We start from the raw sequence: 15,540 nt of genomic DNA, 5'->3' as shown, positions 1-15,540 counted from the left end.
AAATCACGCCTCCGGCAAAGCGTTCCCGGCGATCACCGCGCGCAGGAAGTCGAAGGATGCCTTGGGCGTGCGCGCCTGCGTGGCGTAATCGACGTGCACCAGCCCGAACCGCTTGCCGTACCCGTGCGCCCATTCGAAGTTGTCGAGCAGCGACCACGGCATGAAGCCGCGCACGTCCGCCCCCTCGGCGACCGCCCGCAGCAGGTTGGCGAGATAGTCGTGGTAATAGGCGATGCGGTCGCGGTCGTCGACCCGGCCGTCCGGCCCGACCACGTCGAGGAAGGCGCCGCCGTTCTCCGTGACGTAGACGGGCGGGTTGCCGTAGCGCTCCTTCAGGATCATCAGCGCCTCGTAGAAGGCGTGGCCGTCCACCGCCCAGTTCATCTCGGTCCGGCGGAAGAAGCGGGGCGGCTCGGCATGGCGGAACGGCCAGGCGCCGCCCTCCGCGGCGGTGACGTAGCTGGGGAAATAGTGGTTCACCCCGAGGAAATCGATCGGCCGGTTGATCTCCGCCAGGTCTCCGTCCTTGACGTGCGGGGCGAACCGGTCCGCCAGGGAGTCGGGGTAGCGGCCGAGGTAGACCGGGTCGAGGAAGACGCCGTTCCACTTGTCCTCGAACAGCGCCGCCAGGTGGGCGTCACGCCCGGCGACCTGCGGCAGGGGCCGCGCCTTGTGCATGGGCAGGACGAAGCTGACGCCGGCGCGCGGCGTGAGGTCCCGCAGCACCGCGACGGCACGGCCGTGCGCCAGGTTCAGGTGGTGGGCGGCGCGCACGGCGGCGCGCGGGTCGGTCAGGCCGGGGGCGTGCCGTCCCTCCTCGTGGCCCACCCAGGCGCTGACGCTGGGCTCGTTGAAGGTGACCCAGTTCTCCACCCGGTCGCCCAGCCGGCGGGCCACCACCGCGGCGTAATCGGCGAACCAGCCGGCGCTGTCGCGGTTGACCCAGCCGCCCTTGTCCTGCAACGCCTGCGGCAGTTCCCAATGATAGAGGCAGGGCCAGGCGCGCAGGCCCCGCTCCAGCAGGCCGTCGACGATGCGGTCGTAGAAGTCCAGGCCGGCCTCGTTCACCCGCCCGGCGCCCTCGGGCATCACCCGCGACCACATGGTCGAGAACCGGTAGACCGAGGCCCCCAGCGTGCGCATGAGGTCGAGATCCCCGGGATAGCGGTGATAGTGGTCGCAGGCGACCGCGCCCGTGTCGCCGTTCGCCACCTTGCCGGGCGTGGCGCAGAACGTGTCCCAGATGCAGGGGCCGCGGCCGTCGTCGGGCGCCCCTCCCTCGATCTGATAGGCGGACGTCGAGACGCCCCATACGAAACCTTCGGGGAACCGCAGCATCCCGGAAACCCTCTTCCCGTCGGGCGAGCCCCCATGGCGCGCCTCATTCGTAACGTTACGATCTGGACTGTATCGTTACGGGTCGCCCTGGACAAGCCGTTTGTGCTACAAATTACCGTGTTGACAATCGGCGCGCCCCATTCATACTGACGGAAAATCGCAACGTTACGATTTGCGGTGACCGATCGAACCGGGGAGGTGGCGATGCACAGGACCTTGCGGCGTGCGGGATTGGTGTCGGCGGTGGCGATGGCCGCCATGGGAATGGCGGCGGGGCTCGGCGGTCCGGCCGCGGCGGCGGCTCCAACGGCGGAGGTGCTGAACTGCTGGACGTCGGGCGGCGAATCCGCCGCCCTGGCGGAGGTGCGGGCGGCGTTCACGGCGCGCGGCGGCGTCTGGAAGGACACGCCGGTGGCCGGCTGTTCCAACGCCCGCGCCGCCGCGGTCAACCGCATGATCGGCGGCGATGCCCCGCCGATCTTCCAGTTCTCCATCGGCGAACAGCTCAAGGAGCTGGCGGAGCAGGGGCTGCTGGGCGACATCGACGGCCCGGCGAAGGCGGCCAACTGGGACGCCCTGCTGCCGCCGATGATCGCGCAGGTCGCCAAGCATGACGGGCGCTACATCGCCGCCCCGGTCAACATCCACGGCGAGAACTGGATGTTCTACAACGCGGCCGTGCTGGAGCGGGCCGGCGTCGCCGTCCCCGGAAGCTGGCCGGAGTTCCTGGAGGCGGCCGGGACCCTCAAAGGCAAGGGGGTGACGCCCATCGCCCTGGGCGGCCAGCCCTGGCAGGAGCGCATCCTCTTCAACACCGTGCTGCTGGGGGTCGGCGGGCGCGACCACTACGCCCGCATCTACGGCGACCTGGACCGCGCCGCCATGGAGTCGGAAACGACCCTGGAGGCGTTCCGCACCTTCGCGGCCCTGCGCGGCTTTGTCGACGAGGGCAGCCCCGGCCGGCGCTGGAACGAGGCGACGGCCATGCTGATCCGCGGCGACGCGGCGTTCCAGTTCCAGGGCGACTGGGTGAAGGGGGAGATGGTGGCGGCGGGGATCGAGCCGGGTACGGCCGTCGGCTGCGCGCTCGCTCCCGCCCGCGACACCGCCTACATCATGGCCGTCGACGCCTTCGCCTTCTCGCGCAGCAGGGACGCGCAGGCGCAGGCCGCGCAGACGCTGATGGCGGAGGTGCTGCTGGACCCCGCCGTGCAGGTGGCCTTCAACCGGCGCAAGGGGTCGATCCCCATCCGCAACGACGTCGACGGCACCGGCTTCGACGCCTGCGCCCGGCTGGCCATGGAGACGCTGAAGGACACGAAGACCCATCTGGTCAGCACCGGGCTGTTCGGTGTCTCCAGCTCGGTGTCGGGTGCCATCGACGACGCGATCTCCCAGTTCTGGAACAACCCGTCCATGACGCCGGAGAACGGCCGCGCCCTCTTCATCCGGTCCATCGCCGACGCGCGCTGACCGTCCGCACCGGACGCACACCCGCCACGGGGAGTTCCCGATGTCCCATGCCGAGCCGAGCCCGGCGCTGCTGACCGCCGCCGACCGCGAGGCGCCGCGCCCCCGCCGGCGCCTGTCGCCCGCGACCGCGGCGCGGATCGCCCTGATCCCCGCGACGGTGATCACGGTGGTCTGCTTCTACGCCTTCATCGCCTGGACCTTCGTCATCTCGCTGACCCGGTCGCGGCTGCTGCCGGTCTACGACTTCGTCGGGTTCGACCAGTACCGCCGGCTGTTCGCCAACGCGCGCTGGTGGACGGCGATGGAGAACCTGGCCATCCACGGCACCCTGTTCATCGTCGGCTGCACCCTGGCGGGGTACGCGCTGGCCATCCTGATCGACCGCGGGGTGCGGGCGGAATCGGTCTTCCGCACCATCTTCATGCTGCCGCTGTCCATGTCCTTCATCGTCACGGGCGTGATCTGGCAGTGGCTGCTCAACCCCACCTTCGGCATCCAGGACGCGGTGCGCGATCTCGGCTGGACCGACTTCGTCTTCAACTGGATCGTGCGCCAGGACCGGGCGATCTACACCCTGGCCATCGCCGGCGTGTGGCAGCAGGTGGGGCTGTGCATGGCGCTGTTCCTGGCGGGGCTGCGCGGCATCGACCCCAACATCTGGAAGGCGACGCGGGTCGACGGCATTCCCACCTGGCGGGTCTACCTGCACATCATCACGCCGATGCTGCGCCCGGTCTTCTTCACGGTGGTGGTGCTGCTGGCGGCGCTGGTGATGAAGGCGTTCGACCTGGTGGTGGCGCTGACCGGCGGCGGGCCGGGCTTCGCGTCCGACCTGCCGGCGCGCTTCGTGGTGGACCACATCCTGAACCGCCAGGAGCTGGGCCTGGGGGCCGCCGGCGCCTTCATGATGCTGTGCACCATCGCCGCGGTGATCGCCCCCTACCTGTACGTCGAACTCCGCAAGTCACGGGGAGGCCGGTGATGCCCTACCAGCGGGTCGTTCTCTATCTCCTGCTCGTCACGGCGGCGCTGGCCGTGCTGGCACCCATCCTGATCATGGCCTCCACCTCGCTGAAGCCGATGGCGGAGATCCGTGACGGCAACCTGTTCGCCCTGCCGCAGGCGCCGACGCTGGAGGCGTGGAGCACCGCGTGGCACGGCCGCGGCGGCAGCGGCGGGCTGGCGGACAAGTTCCTCAACTCCTTCTTCATCGTCATCCCGGCGCTGGTGCTGTCGGTGGGGCTGGGGGCGATCACCGGCTACGCCCTGTCGCTGTGGCGGCTGCGCCATGCCAACCTGCTGTTCGCGGCCCTGCTGATCGGGCTGTTCATCCCGCCGCAGGTCACGCTCTACCCCATGATCCTGCTGGTGCGCGAACTGGGGCTGTTCGGCACGGTGCCGGGGCTGGTGCTGGTCCATGTGGTGTGGGGGCTGGCCTTCGTGACGCTGCTGTTCCGCAACTTCTTCCAGTCCGTGCCGGCCGATCTGGTCAAGGCCGCGCGCATCGACGGCGCCGGGTTCCTGGCGACCTTCTGGTACGTCATGCTGCCGCTGTCGCTGCCGGTCTTCGCGGTCGCGGTGATCCTGCAGTTCACCTACACCTGGAACGACTTCCTGCTGGGCCTGACCTTCAGCAGCCGCGACAGCCAGCCGGTGACGGTGGCGCTGAACAACCTGGTCGCGTCGCAGTTCGGCGAGCAGGAGTACAACGTGAACATGGCGGCCACCATGCTGGTCGCCCTACCGACCGTCCTGGTCTACCTGTTTTCCGGGCGCCTGTTCGTGCGCGGCATCGCCGCCGGCGCCGTCAAGGGATGAGGAGCGTGGTCATGCAAGGCGTCTCGCTGGAAGCGGTCCGCAAGGTCTACGGCGGCACGGCCGTCATCGACGACCTGGACCTGGAGGTGGAGCATGGCGAGTTCCTCGTCCTGCTGGGGCCGTCGGGGTGCGGCAAGTCCACTCTGCTCAACATGATCGCCGGGCTGGAGCCCCTGTCGGGCGGCCGCATCCGCATCGGCGGCCGCGACGTCAGCGACCTCGACCCCGACGCCCGCGACATCGCCATGGTGTTCCAGTCCTACGCCCTCTACCCCACCATGACGGTGCGCCGGAACATCGGCTTCGGCCTGAAGATGCGCGGCACGCCGCGCGCCGAGGTGGAGCGGAAGGTGGCCGAGGTGGCGGATCTGCTGCGCATCGGCCATCTGCTCGACCGCCGGCCGTCGGAGCTGTCGGGCGGCCAGCAGCAGCGCGTCGCCATCGGCCGCGCCCTGGTGCGCCAGCCCCGCGTCTTCCTGTTCGACGAGCCGCTGTCGAACCTGGATGCCAAGCTGCGCGCGGACATGCGGGTCGAGCTGAAGCGCCTGCACGAGCGGCTGGGGCGCACCATGATCTACGTGACCCACGACCAGATCGAGGCGATGACCATGGCGACGCGCATCGTCGTCATGGACCGCGGCCGCATCCAGCAGTGCGATCGTCCGGAAGCCGTCTACGACCGCCCGGCCAACCGCTTCGTCGCCTCCTTCGTGGGGGCGCCGACCATGAACTTCCTCGACGGCCGCCTCGTGCCGGCCGATGGCGGGGTCGGGCTGGCCTGCGGCGGCATGGTCATCCCGCTGCCCGGCCTGGAGCCGCCGGCCGACGGGTCGCAGGGGCGCCCGGTCACCCTGGGCTTCCGGCCGGAGCACGTGCGTGTGGCCGAGGACGGCGGCCCCGGCGCCTTCGCCGCCAGGGCGGTGATGGCGGAGCCGACGGGCCCCGACCTCTACGTTCTCCTCGCCACCGAGGCGGGAGAGGTCACCGCCCGCATGGCACCGGACCGGCGCATCCGCCGCGACGCGCCGCTGCCGGTCCGGCTGGACGGCGGCCGGGTTTCGCTGTTCGATCCCGCCGACGGGCGGCGGCTGGCCTGACGGGATGAGGGTAAGGGGGGAACGATGGAACCGGTCCGCTGGGGCATCCTGAGCACCGCGAAGATCGCCGTGGAGAAGGTGATCCCGGCCCTGCAACGCACCGACACGGCGGTGGTGACGGCCATCGCGTCGCGCGACGGCGACCGTGCCGCGGCCGCTGCCGCCCGGCTGGGCATCCCGCGCGCCCATGGCAGCTACGAGGCGCTGCTGGAGGACCCGGCGGTGGACGCGGTCTACATCCCCCTGCCCAACGACCGGCATGTGCCGTGGGCGATCCGCGCCGCCGAGGCCGGCAAGCATGTGCTGTGCGAAAAGCCGGTGGCCCTCACCGCCGCCGAGGCGGAGCGGCTGATCGCGGTGCGCGACCGCACCGGCCGGCAGATCGTCGAAGCCTTCATGGTCCGCCACCACCCGCAATGGCTGCGGGTGCGCGCGCTGATCCGCGAGGGGCGGATCGGCGACCCGATGGCGATCACCTGCACCTTCAGCTTCCACAACGACGACCCCGCCAACATCCGCAATCGGGTGGAGCAGGGCGGCGGCGCCCTCTACGACATCGGCTGCTATCCGGTGATGCTGGCGCGCTGGCTGTTCGGGGCCGAGCCGGCCCGGGTGACCGCCCTGGTCGAGCGCGACCCCGCCTGCGGCGTCGACGTGCTGACCTCCGCACTCCTGGCCTTTCCCGGCGGTCGCCACGCGGGCTTCACCGTATCGACGCGCATGGTGCCGCACCAGCGGGTCGAGTGCACGGGCAGCCGCGGCCGGATCGAGGTGCTGATCCCCTTCAACGCGCCCCCCGACGCGCCCTGCCGCATCCTGCTGGACGACGGCAGCCGCCGCGGCGGCGCCTCCGCCCTGGCCGAGGACCTGCCGGCGGCCGACCAGTACGCGCTTCAGGCCGACGCCTTCGCGCGGTCGCTGCGCCTCGGCACGCCGCCGGACTACCCGCTGGAGGACGCCGTGGCGACCCTGCGCGTCATCGACGCCCTGTTCCGCAGCGGCGAGACCGGAGCATGGGAGCCGGTGGCGCCGGAGCGCTGAGCGCCGACGCCACCACGGCTATGCTCCGGCCGCCCTGCCTTCCGGCTCCCGGGGCCGGCTGATCGGTCGAGCCCGCTCGATCCGCTCCATACGCTTCGGGTCGTGCAGTGCCGCCCACAGATCATTTCGCAGTTGCAGGTTGGCCCAGAACTCCACGCTGGTGTCGAACACCCGGCTGAGCATCAGCGCGGTGTCCGCCGTGATCGCCCGGCGGTTGTTGCACAACTCGTTGACGTGCTTGCGCGGCACGCCCAGCGCTTCGGCCAGTTGGCCCTGCGTGATGCCAAGTGGTTCGAGGAACTCTTCGACGAGGATCTGCCCAACGCTGTCCGGTGAGCGTGCGGTGATGATCATCTCTCATATCCTGTAGGTGTGAGGGTCGAGGTAGACGCCGGTCGCCCTGCCGGTCGTGCCGTCGAACTCGAACACCAGGCGCCACTGCCGGGACACCCGGATGGAACACCTGCCATCCAGGGGTGGGGACAGCCGTTCAAAATGATTACCGGGCGGTGATCGCAGATCACGGTCGCAGGTGGCGTCATCCAGCATCTGCAGGCGGCGGAACACCCTGTCCCTTTCGGCCGCGGGAATCTGCTTTCCCACCACATTGTGCCTGAAGAAATCTTCAAGCCACGCGTCTCGAAAGGAGGCGATCATGCCCCGCCCGTTCACTCCGTCTCGATGATCTATTGTACCGCACAACGGGACACATCATCAACCCTCGCCCGTCGGTCTCGTTGCACCGCCGGCCGGGGTGTTCTACGCCCCCTCGCACCAGGGGCGGCGCTGTTCGCCGGCGTAGGGGCGGGCGAGGCCGGCGTCGATCAGGGCGCTGGCGACGTCGGTGCCGGCGGCGGTGACGACGCGGGCGCGCACGCGGCCGCCGAACTTGTCGTTCCGGATTTGCAGGAGCTGCACCGGGCGCCCGTCGACCAGTTGGCCCAGCAGGGTGCGGGCCGATTGCGCCAGCCGCTTCTCTTCGGCGCAGCGGCCGCGCAGCTCCGGCGTGTCGATGCCATCGATGCGCACGCGCGTTTCCACCCGCTGGCCCAGCCAGATGGTGGCGCGCACCGCCAGCGTGTCGCCGTCCACCACCTCCAGAACGTCGGCCGCGATCGGGCCGGGCAGGGGCGGTTCGCGGCCGGCGGCCGGTGCGGCCGCCAGCAGGGCGAGCAGGAGCGGAACGGTCAGGACAGCGCGCACGGGCGATTCCCCGCAGTGGCGGCCATGGGCCGGGGTCACGCCTGTGATCCTAAGCCTGTCTCAGGAACGGAGCAAGGGCAGAATAGGCATATGGTCCTTTTCCACCGGCGCGCGCACGACACACCTATGTGTTCCTGATTTTGATCCTACTGATGGCGATTCGGCTACCCGGTGTCCGCGGGGGTTCCGGGGATGTCGGCGGAACGGCTTGAAATCCCTCGATTATCAGAGGGGAGACGGACGCCGGGCGGCGGTGCCGGAGAAAATCGAACGCCTCGGGGAACCCTGCCGCGGCCGGCACCGTTGATGGTCCGACGCTATATCTTGTGGGCAACTCGGTGCAAAACACCAAATCCGGTTGATCGCCCGAGAACCTGTGGGTAGGGTGCGGCCAGCATACAGGATGTGGCGTCGGGCGGCCAGCCGAAGCGCGGCTGTGGGGCCCCCACCTCCAACGGGCAGAATTACGGGAACAGGAGCGCGAGACACATGCGGATCCAGCGACGCTTCACCACAGAGGGCAAGGACGCCTACGCGGGTTTCGGCTTCCGCCGCACCGCCAGCGAGATCCGCAATCCCGACGGTTCCGTGGTGTTCTCGCAGTCCGGCATCGAGGTGCCGGACGGCTGGAGCCAGGTCGCCTGCGACATCCTGGCCCAGAAGTATTTCCGCAAGGCCGGGGTCCCCGCCGTGCTGAAGGCGGTGGAGGAGGAGACCGTCCCCTCCTGGCTGTGGCGCAAGACCGCCGACGAGGCGGCGCTGGCCAAGCTGCCCAAGGAGGACCGCTATGTCGGCGAGCAGTCCGCCCGCCAGGTGTTCGACCGCCTGGCCGGCACCTGGACCTATTGGGGCTGGAAGGGCGGCTATTTCGACGGGGAGGGCGATGCCCGCGCCTTCTTCGACGAGATGCGCTTCATGCTGGCCGCCCAGATGGCCGCGCCCAACAGCCCGCAGTGGTTCAACACCGGCCTGCACTGGGCCTACGGCATCGACGGCCCCAGCCAGGGCCATTTCTATGTCGACTTCAGGACGGGCCTGCTGACCTCGTCGGCGTCGGCGTACGAGCACCCGCAGCCGCACGCCTGCTTCATCCAGTCCGTCGGTGACGACCTCGTGAACGAGGGCGGCATCATGGACCTGTGGGTGCGCGAGGCGCGCCTGTTCAAGTACGGCTCGGGCACCGGCTCCAACTTCTCCAGGCTGCGCGGCGAGGGCGAGCGCCTGTCGGGCGGCGGCAAGTCGTCGGGCCTGATGAGCTTCCTGAAGATCGGCGACCGCGCCGCCGGGGCCATCAAGTCGGGCGGCACGACCCGGCGCGCTGCCAAGATGGTGACGGTCGACCTGGACCATCCGGACATCGAAGCCTACATCGACTGGAAGGTGACCGAGGAGCAGAAGGTGGCGGCCCTGGTCGCCGGCTCCAAGGTCTGCCGGGACCACCTGAACCGGGTGATGGCCGCCTGCGCCAAGGGGCATGACCCCAAGGAGAACCGCGACCTGAAGCTGGCCATCAAGGCCGCCCGCAACGCCGGCGTGCCGGAGAACTACGTCCAGCGCGTGATGCAGTTCGCCGGCCAGGGCTACACCCGCATCGACTTCCGCACCTACGACACCGACTGGGATTCGGAAGCCTACCTGACGGTGTCGGGCCAGAACTCCAACAACTCCGTGCGCGTCTCCAACGCCTTCATCGAGGCGGTGCTGGAGGACGGCGCCTGGGACCTGATCCGCCGCACCGACGGCAAGGTGGCCAAAACGCTGCGGGCGCGCGAGCTGTGGGACAAGATCGGCCACGCCGCGTGGAGCTGCGCCGACCCCGGCGTGCAGTTCGACAGCACCATCAACGAATGGCACACCTGCCCGGCCTCGGGGCGCATCAACGCCTCGAACCCGTGCTCGGAGTACATGTTCCTCGACGACACCGCCTGCAACCTGGCGTCGCTGAACCTGCTGACCTTCCGGCGCGACGACGGCACCTTCGACGTCGAGGCGTTCGAGCACGCCTGCCGTCTGTGGACGGTGGTGCTGGAGATCTCCGTGCTGATGGCGCAGTTCCCCAGCCGCGAGATCGCCGAGCTGTCCTACAGGTTCCGCACCCTGGGCCTCGGCTACGCCAACCTCGGCGGTCTGCTGATGGCGTCGGGCCTGCCCTATGACAGCGACGAGGGCCGCGCCATCTGCGCTGCCATCTCCGCCGTCATGACCGGCGTGGCCTACGCCACCTCCGCCGAGATGGCGGAGGAGCTGGGGCCGTTCCCCGGCTACGCCGAGAACCGCGAGCACATGCTGCGCGTCATCCGCAACCACCGCCGCGCCGCCCACGGCGAGACGCAGGGGTACGAGGGCCTGGCGGTGACGCCGGTTCCCTTCGACGCCGCCCGCTGCCCGGAGATGGAGCTGGCCGCCGCCGCCCGCACCGCCTGGGACCGCGCCCTGGAGCTGGGCGAGCGCCACGGCTTCCGCAACGCCCAGTCCACCGTCGTCGCCCCCACCGGCACCATCGGCCTGGTGATGGACTGCGACACCACCGGCATCGAGCCCGACTTCGCCCTGGTGAAGTTCAAGAAGCTGGCCGGCGGCGGCTACTTCAAGATCGTCAACCGGCTGGTGCCGGTGGCGCTGGCCACCCTGGGCTACGAGGCCGACGAGATCGAGGCGATCGAGCGCTATGCGGTCGGCCACGGCACGCTGCGCGGCGCGCCCGGCGTCAACCACGAGTCGCTGAAGGCGAAGGGCTTCGACGACGCCACTCTGGCGAAGCTGGAGAAGGCGGTGGAGAACGCCTTCGACATCAAGTTCGCCTTCAACAAGTGGACGCTGGGGGCCGACTTCATCACGTCGAAGCTGGGCATCCCCGCGGCCGAGCTGGACCAGCCGGGCTTCGACCTGCTGACGCGCCTGGGCTTCACCCGCGCCCAGATCGACGCCGCCAACACCCACTGCGCCGGCGCCATGACCCTGGAGGGTGCGCCGCACCTGAAGGAGGAGCACCTGGCGGTGTTCGACTGCGCCAGCCCGTGCGGGCGCATCGGCAAGCGCGCCCTGTCGTGGAAGAGCCACATCACCATGATGGCGGCCTCGCAGCCCTTCATCTCCGGCGCCATCTCCAAGACCATCAACATGCCGAACTCGGCGACGGTGGAGGAGTGCAAGGACGCCTACCTGATGTCCTGGCGTCTGGCGCTGAAGGCCAACGCCCTTTACCGCGACGGCTCCAAGCTCAGCCAGCCGCTGTCGGCCTCGCTGCTGGACGGCGTGGAGGAGGATGACGAGGATCTGGTCGAGCGCATCGTCGAGGCGCCCAATGCCGCCCGCGTCCCGCTGGTGACCGAGCGGGTGGTGGAGAAGGTTGTCGAGAAGATCGTCGAGCGCAAGCTTGCCGACCGCCAGAAGCTGCCGCACCGCCGCAAGGGCTACACGCAGAAGGCCATGGTCGGCGGCCACAAGGTCTATCTGCGCACCGGCGAGTACGAGGACGGGCGGCTGGGTGAGATCTTCATCGACATGCACAAGGAAGGGGCCGCCTTCCGCTCGCTGATGAACAACTTCGCCATCGCGGTGTCGATCGGTCTGCAGTACGGCGTGCCGCTGGAAGAGTTCGTGGAGGCGTTCACCTTCACCCGCTTCGAGCCGTCGGGCCCGGTGCAGGGCAACGACGCCATCAAGATGGCGACGTCGGTGATCGACTACCTGTTCCGCGAGCTGGCGATCTCCTACCTCGCCCGCACCGACCTGGCGCACGCCACGCCGGACGACCTGCTGCCCTTCACGGTCGGCACCGGCGACGCCCAGGGCGACCTGCCCGAGGAGGAGCCGATCCGTCAGGCCGACATCATGCGCAAGGTGGCGTCCACCGGCTACGTCCGCTCCAACCTGCGGGTGCTCGACGGCGGCCAGGCCCAGCGCGCGGTGCAGGCGATGGTGCTGGCCACCGGCACCGACGGCGCGGTGTCCGCCCCGACGGCCCGGGCCGCCGAGGTCAGCGTCGCCACCAGCGTGGTGGTCGGCACGTCCTACGGCGGTGCGGTTGACAGCCGCATGGAGCGGGTGCGCGAAGCCCGCGCCCGCGGCTACGAGGGCGACCCCTGCGGCGAGTGCGGGAACATGACCCTGGTGCGCAACGGCACCTGCCTGAAGTGCGACACCTGCGGCGCCACCACCGGCTGCTCGTGAGGAAACAAGCCTGAAATGACGAAGGGCCGCCCCTCGGGGCGGCCCTTCCATTGCCTGCCGCGCCGCCGCGAAGACCTGGCGCCGCCTGAACGGCGAAAACCTGTTGCCCAAGGTGATCCGCGGCGTCACCTTCCGTGATGGTGTCGAGGTCTCCGACGCCGCATCACAGGACGCCGCCTGATCGCGCCGTCACCCAATTTCCTGCATAGCTCCCCGAGCCACGACCTACGGCGGTTGGGGACTCGACCGGGACCCGCCTTCATAAGGGGCAACGATTCGGCTCCGCGGCTGGGAAGGCTCGCCGTTCGAGGAACTCCAGTGCGAGACGTGCGATGGCCGGTCCCTCCTCCTCAAGCGCAAAATGTCCGGTGTCGAACAGGTGAACGGACGTCCCCGGGATGTCACGCGCGTAGGCCCGGGCGCCGGCGACGGTAAAGAAGGGGTCGTTCTTGCCCCACACCACAAGCGTCGGAGGCTGGTGGGCGCGAAAATATGCCTGCCATTCCGGGTACTTGCGCAGATTGCTCCCATAATCGTGCAGGAGCGCGAGCTGAATTTCGTCGTTGCCGGGACGATCAATAAGGGCTTGGGCGTGTGTCCAGGCGTCGGGGCTGATGCGGCTCGGGTCCTTCGCCCCTTGGATGAACTGGTAGCGCGTCGTCTCTGCCGTCAGGAAAGCGCGCATTGGAGCTTCAGTCTCCGGTGTGCGCGCCTCCCAGAATGGACGTGCCGCGTCCAGCGACGGTGCCAGTCCCTCCTCGTGAGCGACGGCGTTCTGGATGATCAGGCCCGCGATCCGCTCAGGATGCTTAGCGGCCAAGCGGAAACCAACCGGCCCGCCGAAATCCTGCGCGTACAACACATACCGTTTCGCTCCTACCGCCCGGACAAAGCCATCCATAATCTCGGCGAGATGATCGAAGGTATAGGCAAAGGACACCGGTGGAGGCGCGGCGCTGAATCCATAGCCTGGGTAGTCGGGAGCGATCACCCGATAGCACCGCGCCAGTTGAGGAATAAGATCACGGTACATGTGCGAAGAGGTCGGAAAGCCGTGCAGGAGCAGAACGACTGGAGCATCAGGCGGACCAGCTTCCCGGTAAAACACGGCGACTCCATAAACTTCCCGGGTTTTGTAGTGCACCGGCGGCAACCCATCCGCCAGAGCCGAGCCGGTCAGCATAGCGGCTGCCACCATGCCGGACAGCGCGCCTTTGAATACCTCGTTCATCGATACACCCCCATTCAGGGCTGGCGTTGTCACCGTCAAAAACGGCTTTAGACGGTTACCCTACCTCAAGGTAACTTGTCAACGGGCCTTTTACCGGTTATGCATGAACGATGCAGTTCACGTTCCTCGGCAACGCCGCTTGGCTGGATTTTCTCAATACCGCGCCCCGGGACGAGGGAAGGACGGTCGATCTCCTATCCTCACCGGAGTCATTACGGCGGTGGGGGCAAGAGGCCGGGCTTCTTGGATCCGAGATCCGGGACGGCGTGGACGAGACGTGGCTGATCCGCGCCAAGCGGCTCCGCGGCGAGTTCCGCCAAGGCGCGGATTCCCTGCTCGCCGGACAGGAACCGCCGACCGGCGTGATCAAGGCGGTAAACGATCAACTCATCGCCAACCCGCTAAGGCTCACTCTGCACAATCAGGCCGGCCACTGGCATCTGGCGCAAATGCCGCTGCGGCCCCATGCGGATGTGCTGCTGACCCGTCTGGCCATAGACTTTGCGGAGTGCCTCGTCAGTGGGCGTGTCAAGGACCTGCGTCGATGTGCGCGGTCGAACTGTGTCATGCTGTTCCTCGACACGAGCAAGAACCATAGCCGGCGCTGGTGCAGCATGGAGCTGTGCGGCAACCGCGAGAAGGCGGCGGGCCGCCGCGCGCGCGGGGCCGCCGGCTCAGCGTAACCGCGCTGCCATCGCCGTGGGCTTGGCGACAGCGTTGTGCGGCTTGCTGCATGGTGGACGCCGGTGTCGTAAACGGAGGCTGTCTCCCGCCTCGCTGGTCTGACGCAATGTGTGAATCAGCGCAGTCCCATGACCCTCCGCCGGCAAAGGGTTATTCGTTGCAAGCTATTGATCTGTTTAACTTCGGGTGAGCAGTTCCGGGGGCAATCAGACGCTGACAGGGGTCCTGAACCGGCGCTGATTCACACCCCGGCATGCTCGAACACCATCCGTACCGCACGCTCGCGGACTTCAGGGCGAATTTGGATGATGCCTGTTTCGTCATTATGACCCCATCTTCTCAGGAAACGGGGCCTCCTGTCTAAGACGGTTCAGGTATTTTGAGAGTGGCAGATGGCATTCCGCGGGCCTCCAGGGACAACAGAGCCCGTTTCCCGGACTGGAAGCCATCTGCTCATCGATTGTCATCCTGAACAGTTGATTGGGGCTGCTTGGCAGACCCCGCAGGACAGGGGCAGGAACATGATGCAGGAACTCTTCATTGGTGTGGACGTCGCCAAAGATTGGCTGGACATCTACCATCCCGGTTTCGGCGCTCGTCGGATCGACAACACGCCCGGCGCAGCGCGTAGCTTCGCCAAAGCGTGCGTCAAGGAAGGCGCCTGGGTGATCTTCGAGGCGAGCGGGGGCTACGACCGTGTCCTACGTGAGGCGTTGGAAACGGCGAGTGTTCGATTCAGCCGCGTAAACCCACGACAGGCCCGTGACTTCGCCCGTGCCATGGGCATCATCGGAAAAACCGACCGGGTGGATGCCCGGATGCTTTCGGAGCTTGGCGCTCGTCTCCGTCCGGCGGCAACGGAGCCGCTGGCGGCGGCGCGGCGCGCCCTCCAAGCGCAGGCGACGCGCCGCCGCCAGCTCGTGGCGATGCGCAAGCAGGAGATGACCCGCCTCCAGCAGACGGCGGACGCCGAAGCGCGTGCCGACATCCGCAGCTTGCTCGTCGTCCTCGATCGCCGAATCGCCAAGATCGAAGAGCGCATGACGGCTCTCGTTGCCGCGGATCCGGAAATGGCCGCCATCGACCGGCGGCTGCGCACCATTCCGGGTGTCGGGGCCGTCGTCGCGGCGACATTGATCGCGGAGTTGCCGGAACTGGGCCAGCTCGACCGCCGTCGCATCGCGTCACTCGTCGGCTTGGCCCCCGTCGCCCGCGATAGCGGCAAGCGATCCGCTCCTCGGGCAATCGCCGGCGGCAGACCCATCGTCCGGACGGTGCTCTACATCGCCGCCCTGCATGCCTCTCGATGGTGCCCCGCATTCAAGGACTTTCGCCAGCGCCTTCAGACCGCCGGAAAACCCGTTAAAGCCGCTCTCGTCGCGACGGCTCGGAAGCTCCTCGTCACCCTCAACGCGATGCTCGCGACGGGCACCGATTACCAACCGCCACATGCAGCTTGAATACAGTTGCCGGGAAACCCGG

General features: G+C 68.4%; 13 protein-coding genes. 8 read left to right on the top strand and 5 right to left on the bottom strand.

Going from position 1 to position 15,540, the window contains the following annotated elements; translation table 11 throughout:
* Positions 1–3 precede the first annotated feature (3 nt).
* Positions 4–1,338: a GH1 family beta-glucosidase gene (locus tag G472_RS0124680; protein ID WP_211100252.1), complete on the bottom strand. Its 1,335-nt coding sequence runs from the start codon at positions 1,336–1,338 to the stop codon at positions 4–6.
* A 204-nt stretch (positions 1,339–1,542) separates the two neighbouring features.
* Between G472_RS0124680 and G472_RS0124675 the strand changes: the two genes are divergently transcribed.
* The 5 genes from G472_RS0124675 to G472_RS0124655 are packed head-to-tail and all read left to right on the top strand — an operon-like array spanning position 1,543 to position 6,767.
* Complete coding sequence (locus G472_RS0124675) at positions 1,543–2,811, top strand: ABC transporter substrate-binding protein (protein WP_035693690.1); 1,269 nt, start codon at positions 1,543–1,545, stop codon at positions 2,809–2,811.
* Between the two features lie 40 nt (positions 2,812–2,851).
* Positions 2,852–3,793, top strand: coding sequence for a carbohydrate ABC transporter permease (locus G472_RS0124670; RefSeq protein ID WP_084536899.1), 942 nt, complete (start codon positions 2,852–2,854; stop codon positions 3,791–3,793).
* The gene (locus G472_RS0124665) at positions 3,793–4,629 is read left to right on the top strand and encodes a carbohydrate ABC transporter permease (RefSeq protein WP_029010508.1); all 837 of its coding nucleotides are present in this window, start codon (positions 3,793–3,795) and stop codon (positions 4,627–4,629) included. The genes G472_RS0124670 and G472_RS0124665 overlap by 1 nt, the downstream gene beginning before the upstream one ends.
* Positions 4,630–4,640: 11 nt before the next feature.
* Positions 4,641–5,726 (top strand): ABC transporter ATP-binding protein, encoded by a 1,086-nt coding sequence (locus G472_RS0124660; RefSeq protein WP_029010507.1) that lies wholly within the window; start codon positions 4,641–4,643, stop codon positions 5,724–5,726.
* A gap of 24 nt (positions 5,727–5,750) precedes the next feature.
* Positions 5,751–6,767: a Gfo/Idh/MocA family protein gene (locus G472_RS0124655; RefSeq protein WP_029010506.1), complete on the top strand. Its 1,017-nt coding sequence runs from the start codon at positions 5,751–5,753 to the stop codon at positions 6,765–6,767.
* Between the two features lie 18 nt (positions 6,768–6,785).
* Here the strand turns inward: G472_RS0124655 and G472_RS35465 are convergent, their stop codons facing one another.
* The 3 genes from G472_RS35465 to G472_RS0124640 all read right to left on the bottom strand — a co-directional run bounded on the left by G472_RS35465 (position 6,786) and on the right by G472_RS0124640 (position 7,970).
* Positions 6,786–7,121, bottom strand: a complete 336-nt coding sequence (locus G472_RS35465; RefSeq protein WP_035693689.1) for a HigA family addiction module antitoxin — start codon at positions 7,119–7,121, stop codon at positions 6,786–6,788.
* A gap of 3 nt (positions 7,122–7,124) precedes the next feature.
* Positions 7,125–7,424 (bottom strand): type II toxin-antitoxin system RelE/ParE family toxin, encoded by a 300-nt coding sequence (locus G472_RS0124645; protein ID WP_029010505.1) that lies wholly within the window; start codon positions 7,422–7,424, stop codon positions 7,125–7,127.
* A gap of 102 nt (positions 7,425–7,526) precedes the next feature.
* Positions 7,527–7,970: a thermonuclease family protein gene (locus tag G472_RS0124640; protein WP_029010504.1), complete on the bottom strand. Its 444-nt coding sequence runs from the start codon at positions 7,968–7,970 to the stop codon at positions 7,527–7,529.
* Positions 7,971–8,459: 489 nt separating this feature from the next.
* Between G472_RS0124640 and G472_RS0124635 the strand changes: the two genes are divergently transcribed.
* The gene (locus G472_RS0124635; protein ID WP_029010503.1) at positions 8,460–12,143 is read left to right on the top strand and encodes a vitamin B12-dependent ribonucleotide reductase; all 3,684 of its coding nucleotides are present in this window, start codon (positions 8,460–8,462) and stop codon (positions 12,141–12,143) included.
* A 259-nt stretch (positions 12,144–12,402) separates the two neighbouring features.
* Here G472_RS0124635 and G472_RS0124630 read toward each other — a convergent pair whose 3' ends face one another.
* Positions 12,403–13,374, bottom strand: a complete 972-nt coding sequence (locus tag G472_RS0124630; protein WP_029010502.1) for an alpha/beta fold hydrolase — start codon at positions 13,372–13,374, stop codon at positions 12,403–12,405.
* A gap of 110 nt (positions 13,375–13,484) precedes the next feature.
* On the opposite strand from G472_RS0124630, the gene G472_RS37585 reads away from it, so the two are divergent.
* Together G472_RS37585 and G472_RS0124620 are read left to right on the top strand one after the other, a co-directional pair.
* Positions 13,485–14,057, top strand: coding sequence for a CGNR zinc finger domain-containing protein (locus G472_RS37585; RefSeq protein WP_029010501.1), 573 nt, complete (start codon positions 13,485–13,487; stop codon positions 14,055–14,057).
* Between the two features lie 522 nt (positions 14,058–14,579).
* Positions 14,580–15,518: an IS110 family RNA-guided transposase gene (locus tag G472_RS0124620; RefSeq protein WP_029010500.1), complete on the top strand. Its 939-nt coding sequence runs from the start codon at positions 14,580–14,582 to the stop codon at positions 15,516–15,518.
* The last annotated feature ends 22 nt before the right edge of the window (positions 15,519–15,540 follow it).

The sequence above is a fragment of the Azospirillum halopraeferens DSM 3675 genome (assembly GCF_000429625.1).
GTDB classification, from domain to species: Bacteria; Pseudomonadota; Alphaproteobacteria; order Azospirillales; family Azospirillaceae; genus Azospirillum; species Azospirillum halopraeferens.
The sequence above is the reverse complement of the archived record's forward strand: the minus strand, read 5'-3'. Positions and strand labels throughout refer to the sequence as shown.

Bases quoted from the DNA above. Each gene is read 5' to 3' on its own strand.
- G472_RS0124680 (WP_211100252.1), bottom strand. From the start codon at position 1,338: ATGCTGCGGTTCCCCGAAGGTTTCGTATGGGGCGTCTCGACGTCCGCC.
- G472_RS0124675 (WP_035693690.1), top strand. From the start codon at position 1,543: ATGCACAGGACCTTGCGGCGTGCGGGATTGGTGTCGGCGGTGGCGATG.
- G472_RS0124670 (WP_084536899.1), top strand. From the start codon at position 2,852: ATGTCCCATGCCGAGCCGAGCCCGGCGCTGCTGACCGCCGCCGACCGC.
- G472_RS0124665 (WP_029010508.1), top strand. From the start codon at position 3,793: ATGCCCTACCAGCGGGTCGTTCTCTATCTCCTGCTCGTCACGGCGGCG.
- G472_RS0124660 (WP_029010507.1), top strand. From the start codon at position 4,641: ATGCAAGGCGTCTCGCTGGAAGCGGTCCGCAAGGTCTACGGCGGCACG.
- G472_RS0124655 (WP_029010506.1), top strand. From the start codon at position 5,751: ATGGAACCGGTCCGCTGGGGCATCCTGAGCACCGCGAAGATCGCCGTG.
- G472_RS35465 (WP_035693689.1), bottom strand. From the start codon at position 7,121: ATGATCATCACCGCACGCTCACCGGACAGCGTTGGGCAGATCCTCGTC.
- G472_RS0124645 (WP_029010505.1), bottom strand. From the start codon at position 7,424: ATGATCGCCTCCTTTCGAGACGCGTGGCTTGAAGATTTCTTCAGGCAC.
- G472_RS0124635 (WP_029010503.1), top strand. From the start codon at position 8,460: ATGCGGATCCAGCGACGCTTCACCACAGAGGGCAAGGACGCCTACGCG.
- G472_RS0124630 (WP_029010502.1), bottom strand. From the start codon at position 13,374: ATGAACGAGGTATTCAAAGGCGCGCTGTCCGGCATGGTGGCAGCCGCT.
- G472_RS37585 (WP_029010501.1), top strand. From the start codon at position 13,485: ATGCAGTTCACGTTCCTCGGCAACGCCGCTTGGCTGGATTTTCTCAAT.
- G472_RS0124620 (WP_029010500.1), top strand. From the start codon at position 14,580: ATGATGCAGGAACTCTTCATTGGTGTGGACGTCGCCAAAGATTGGCTG.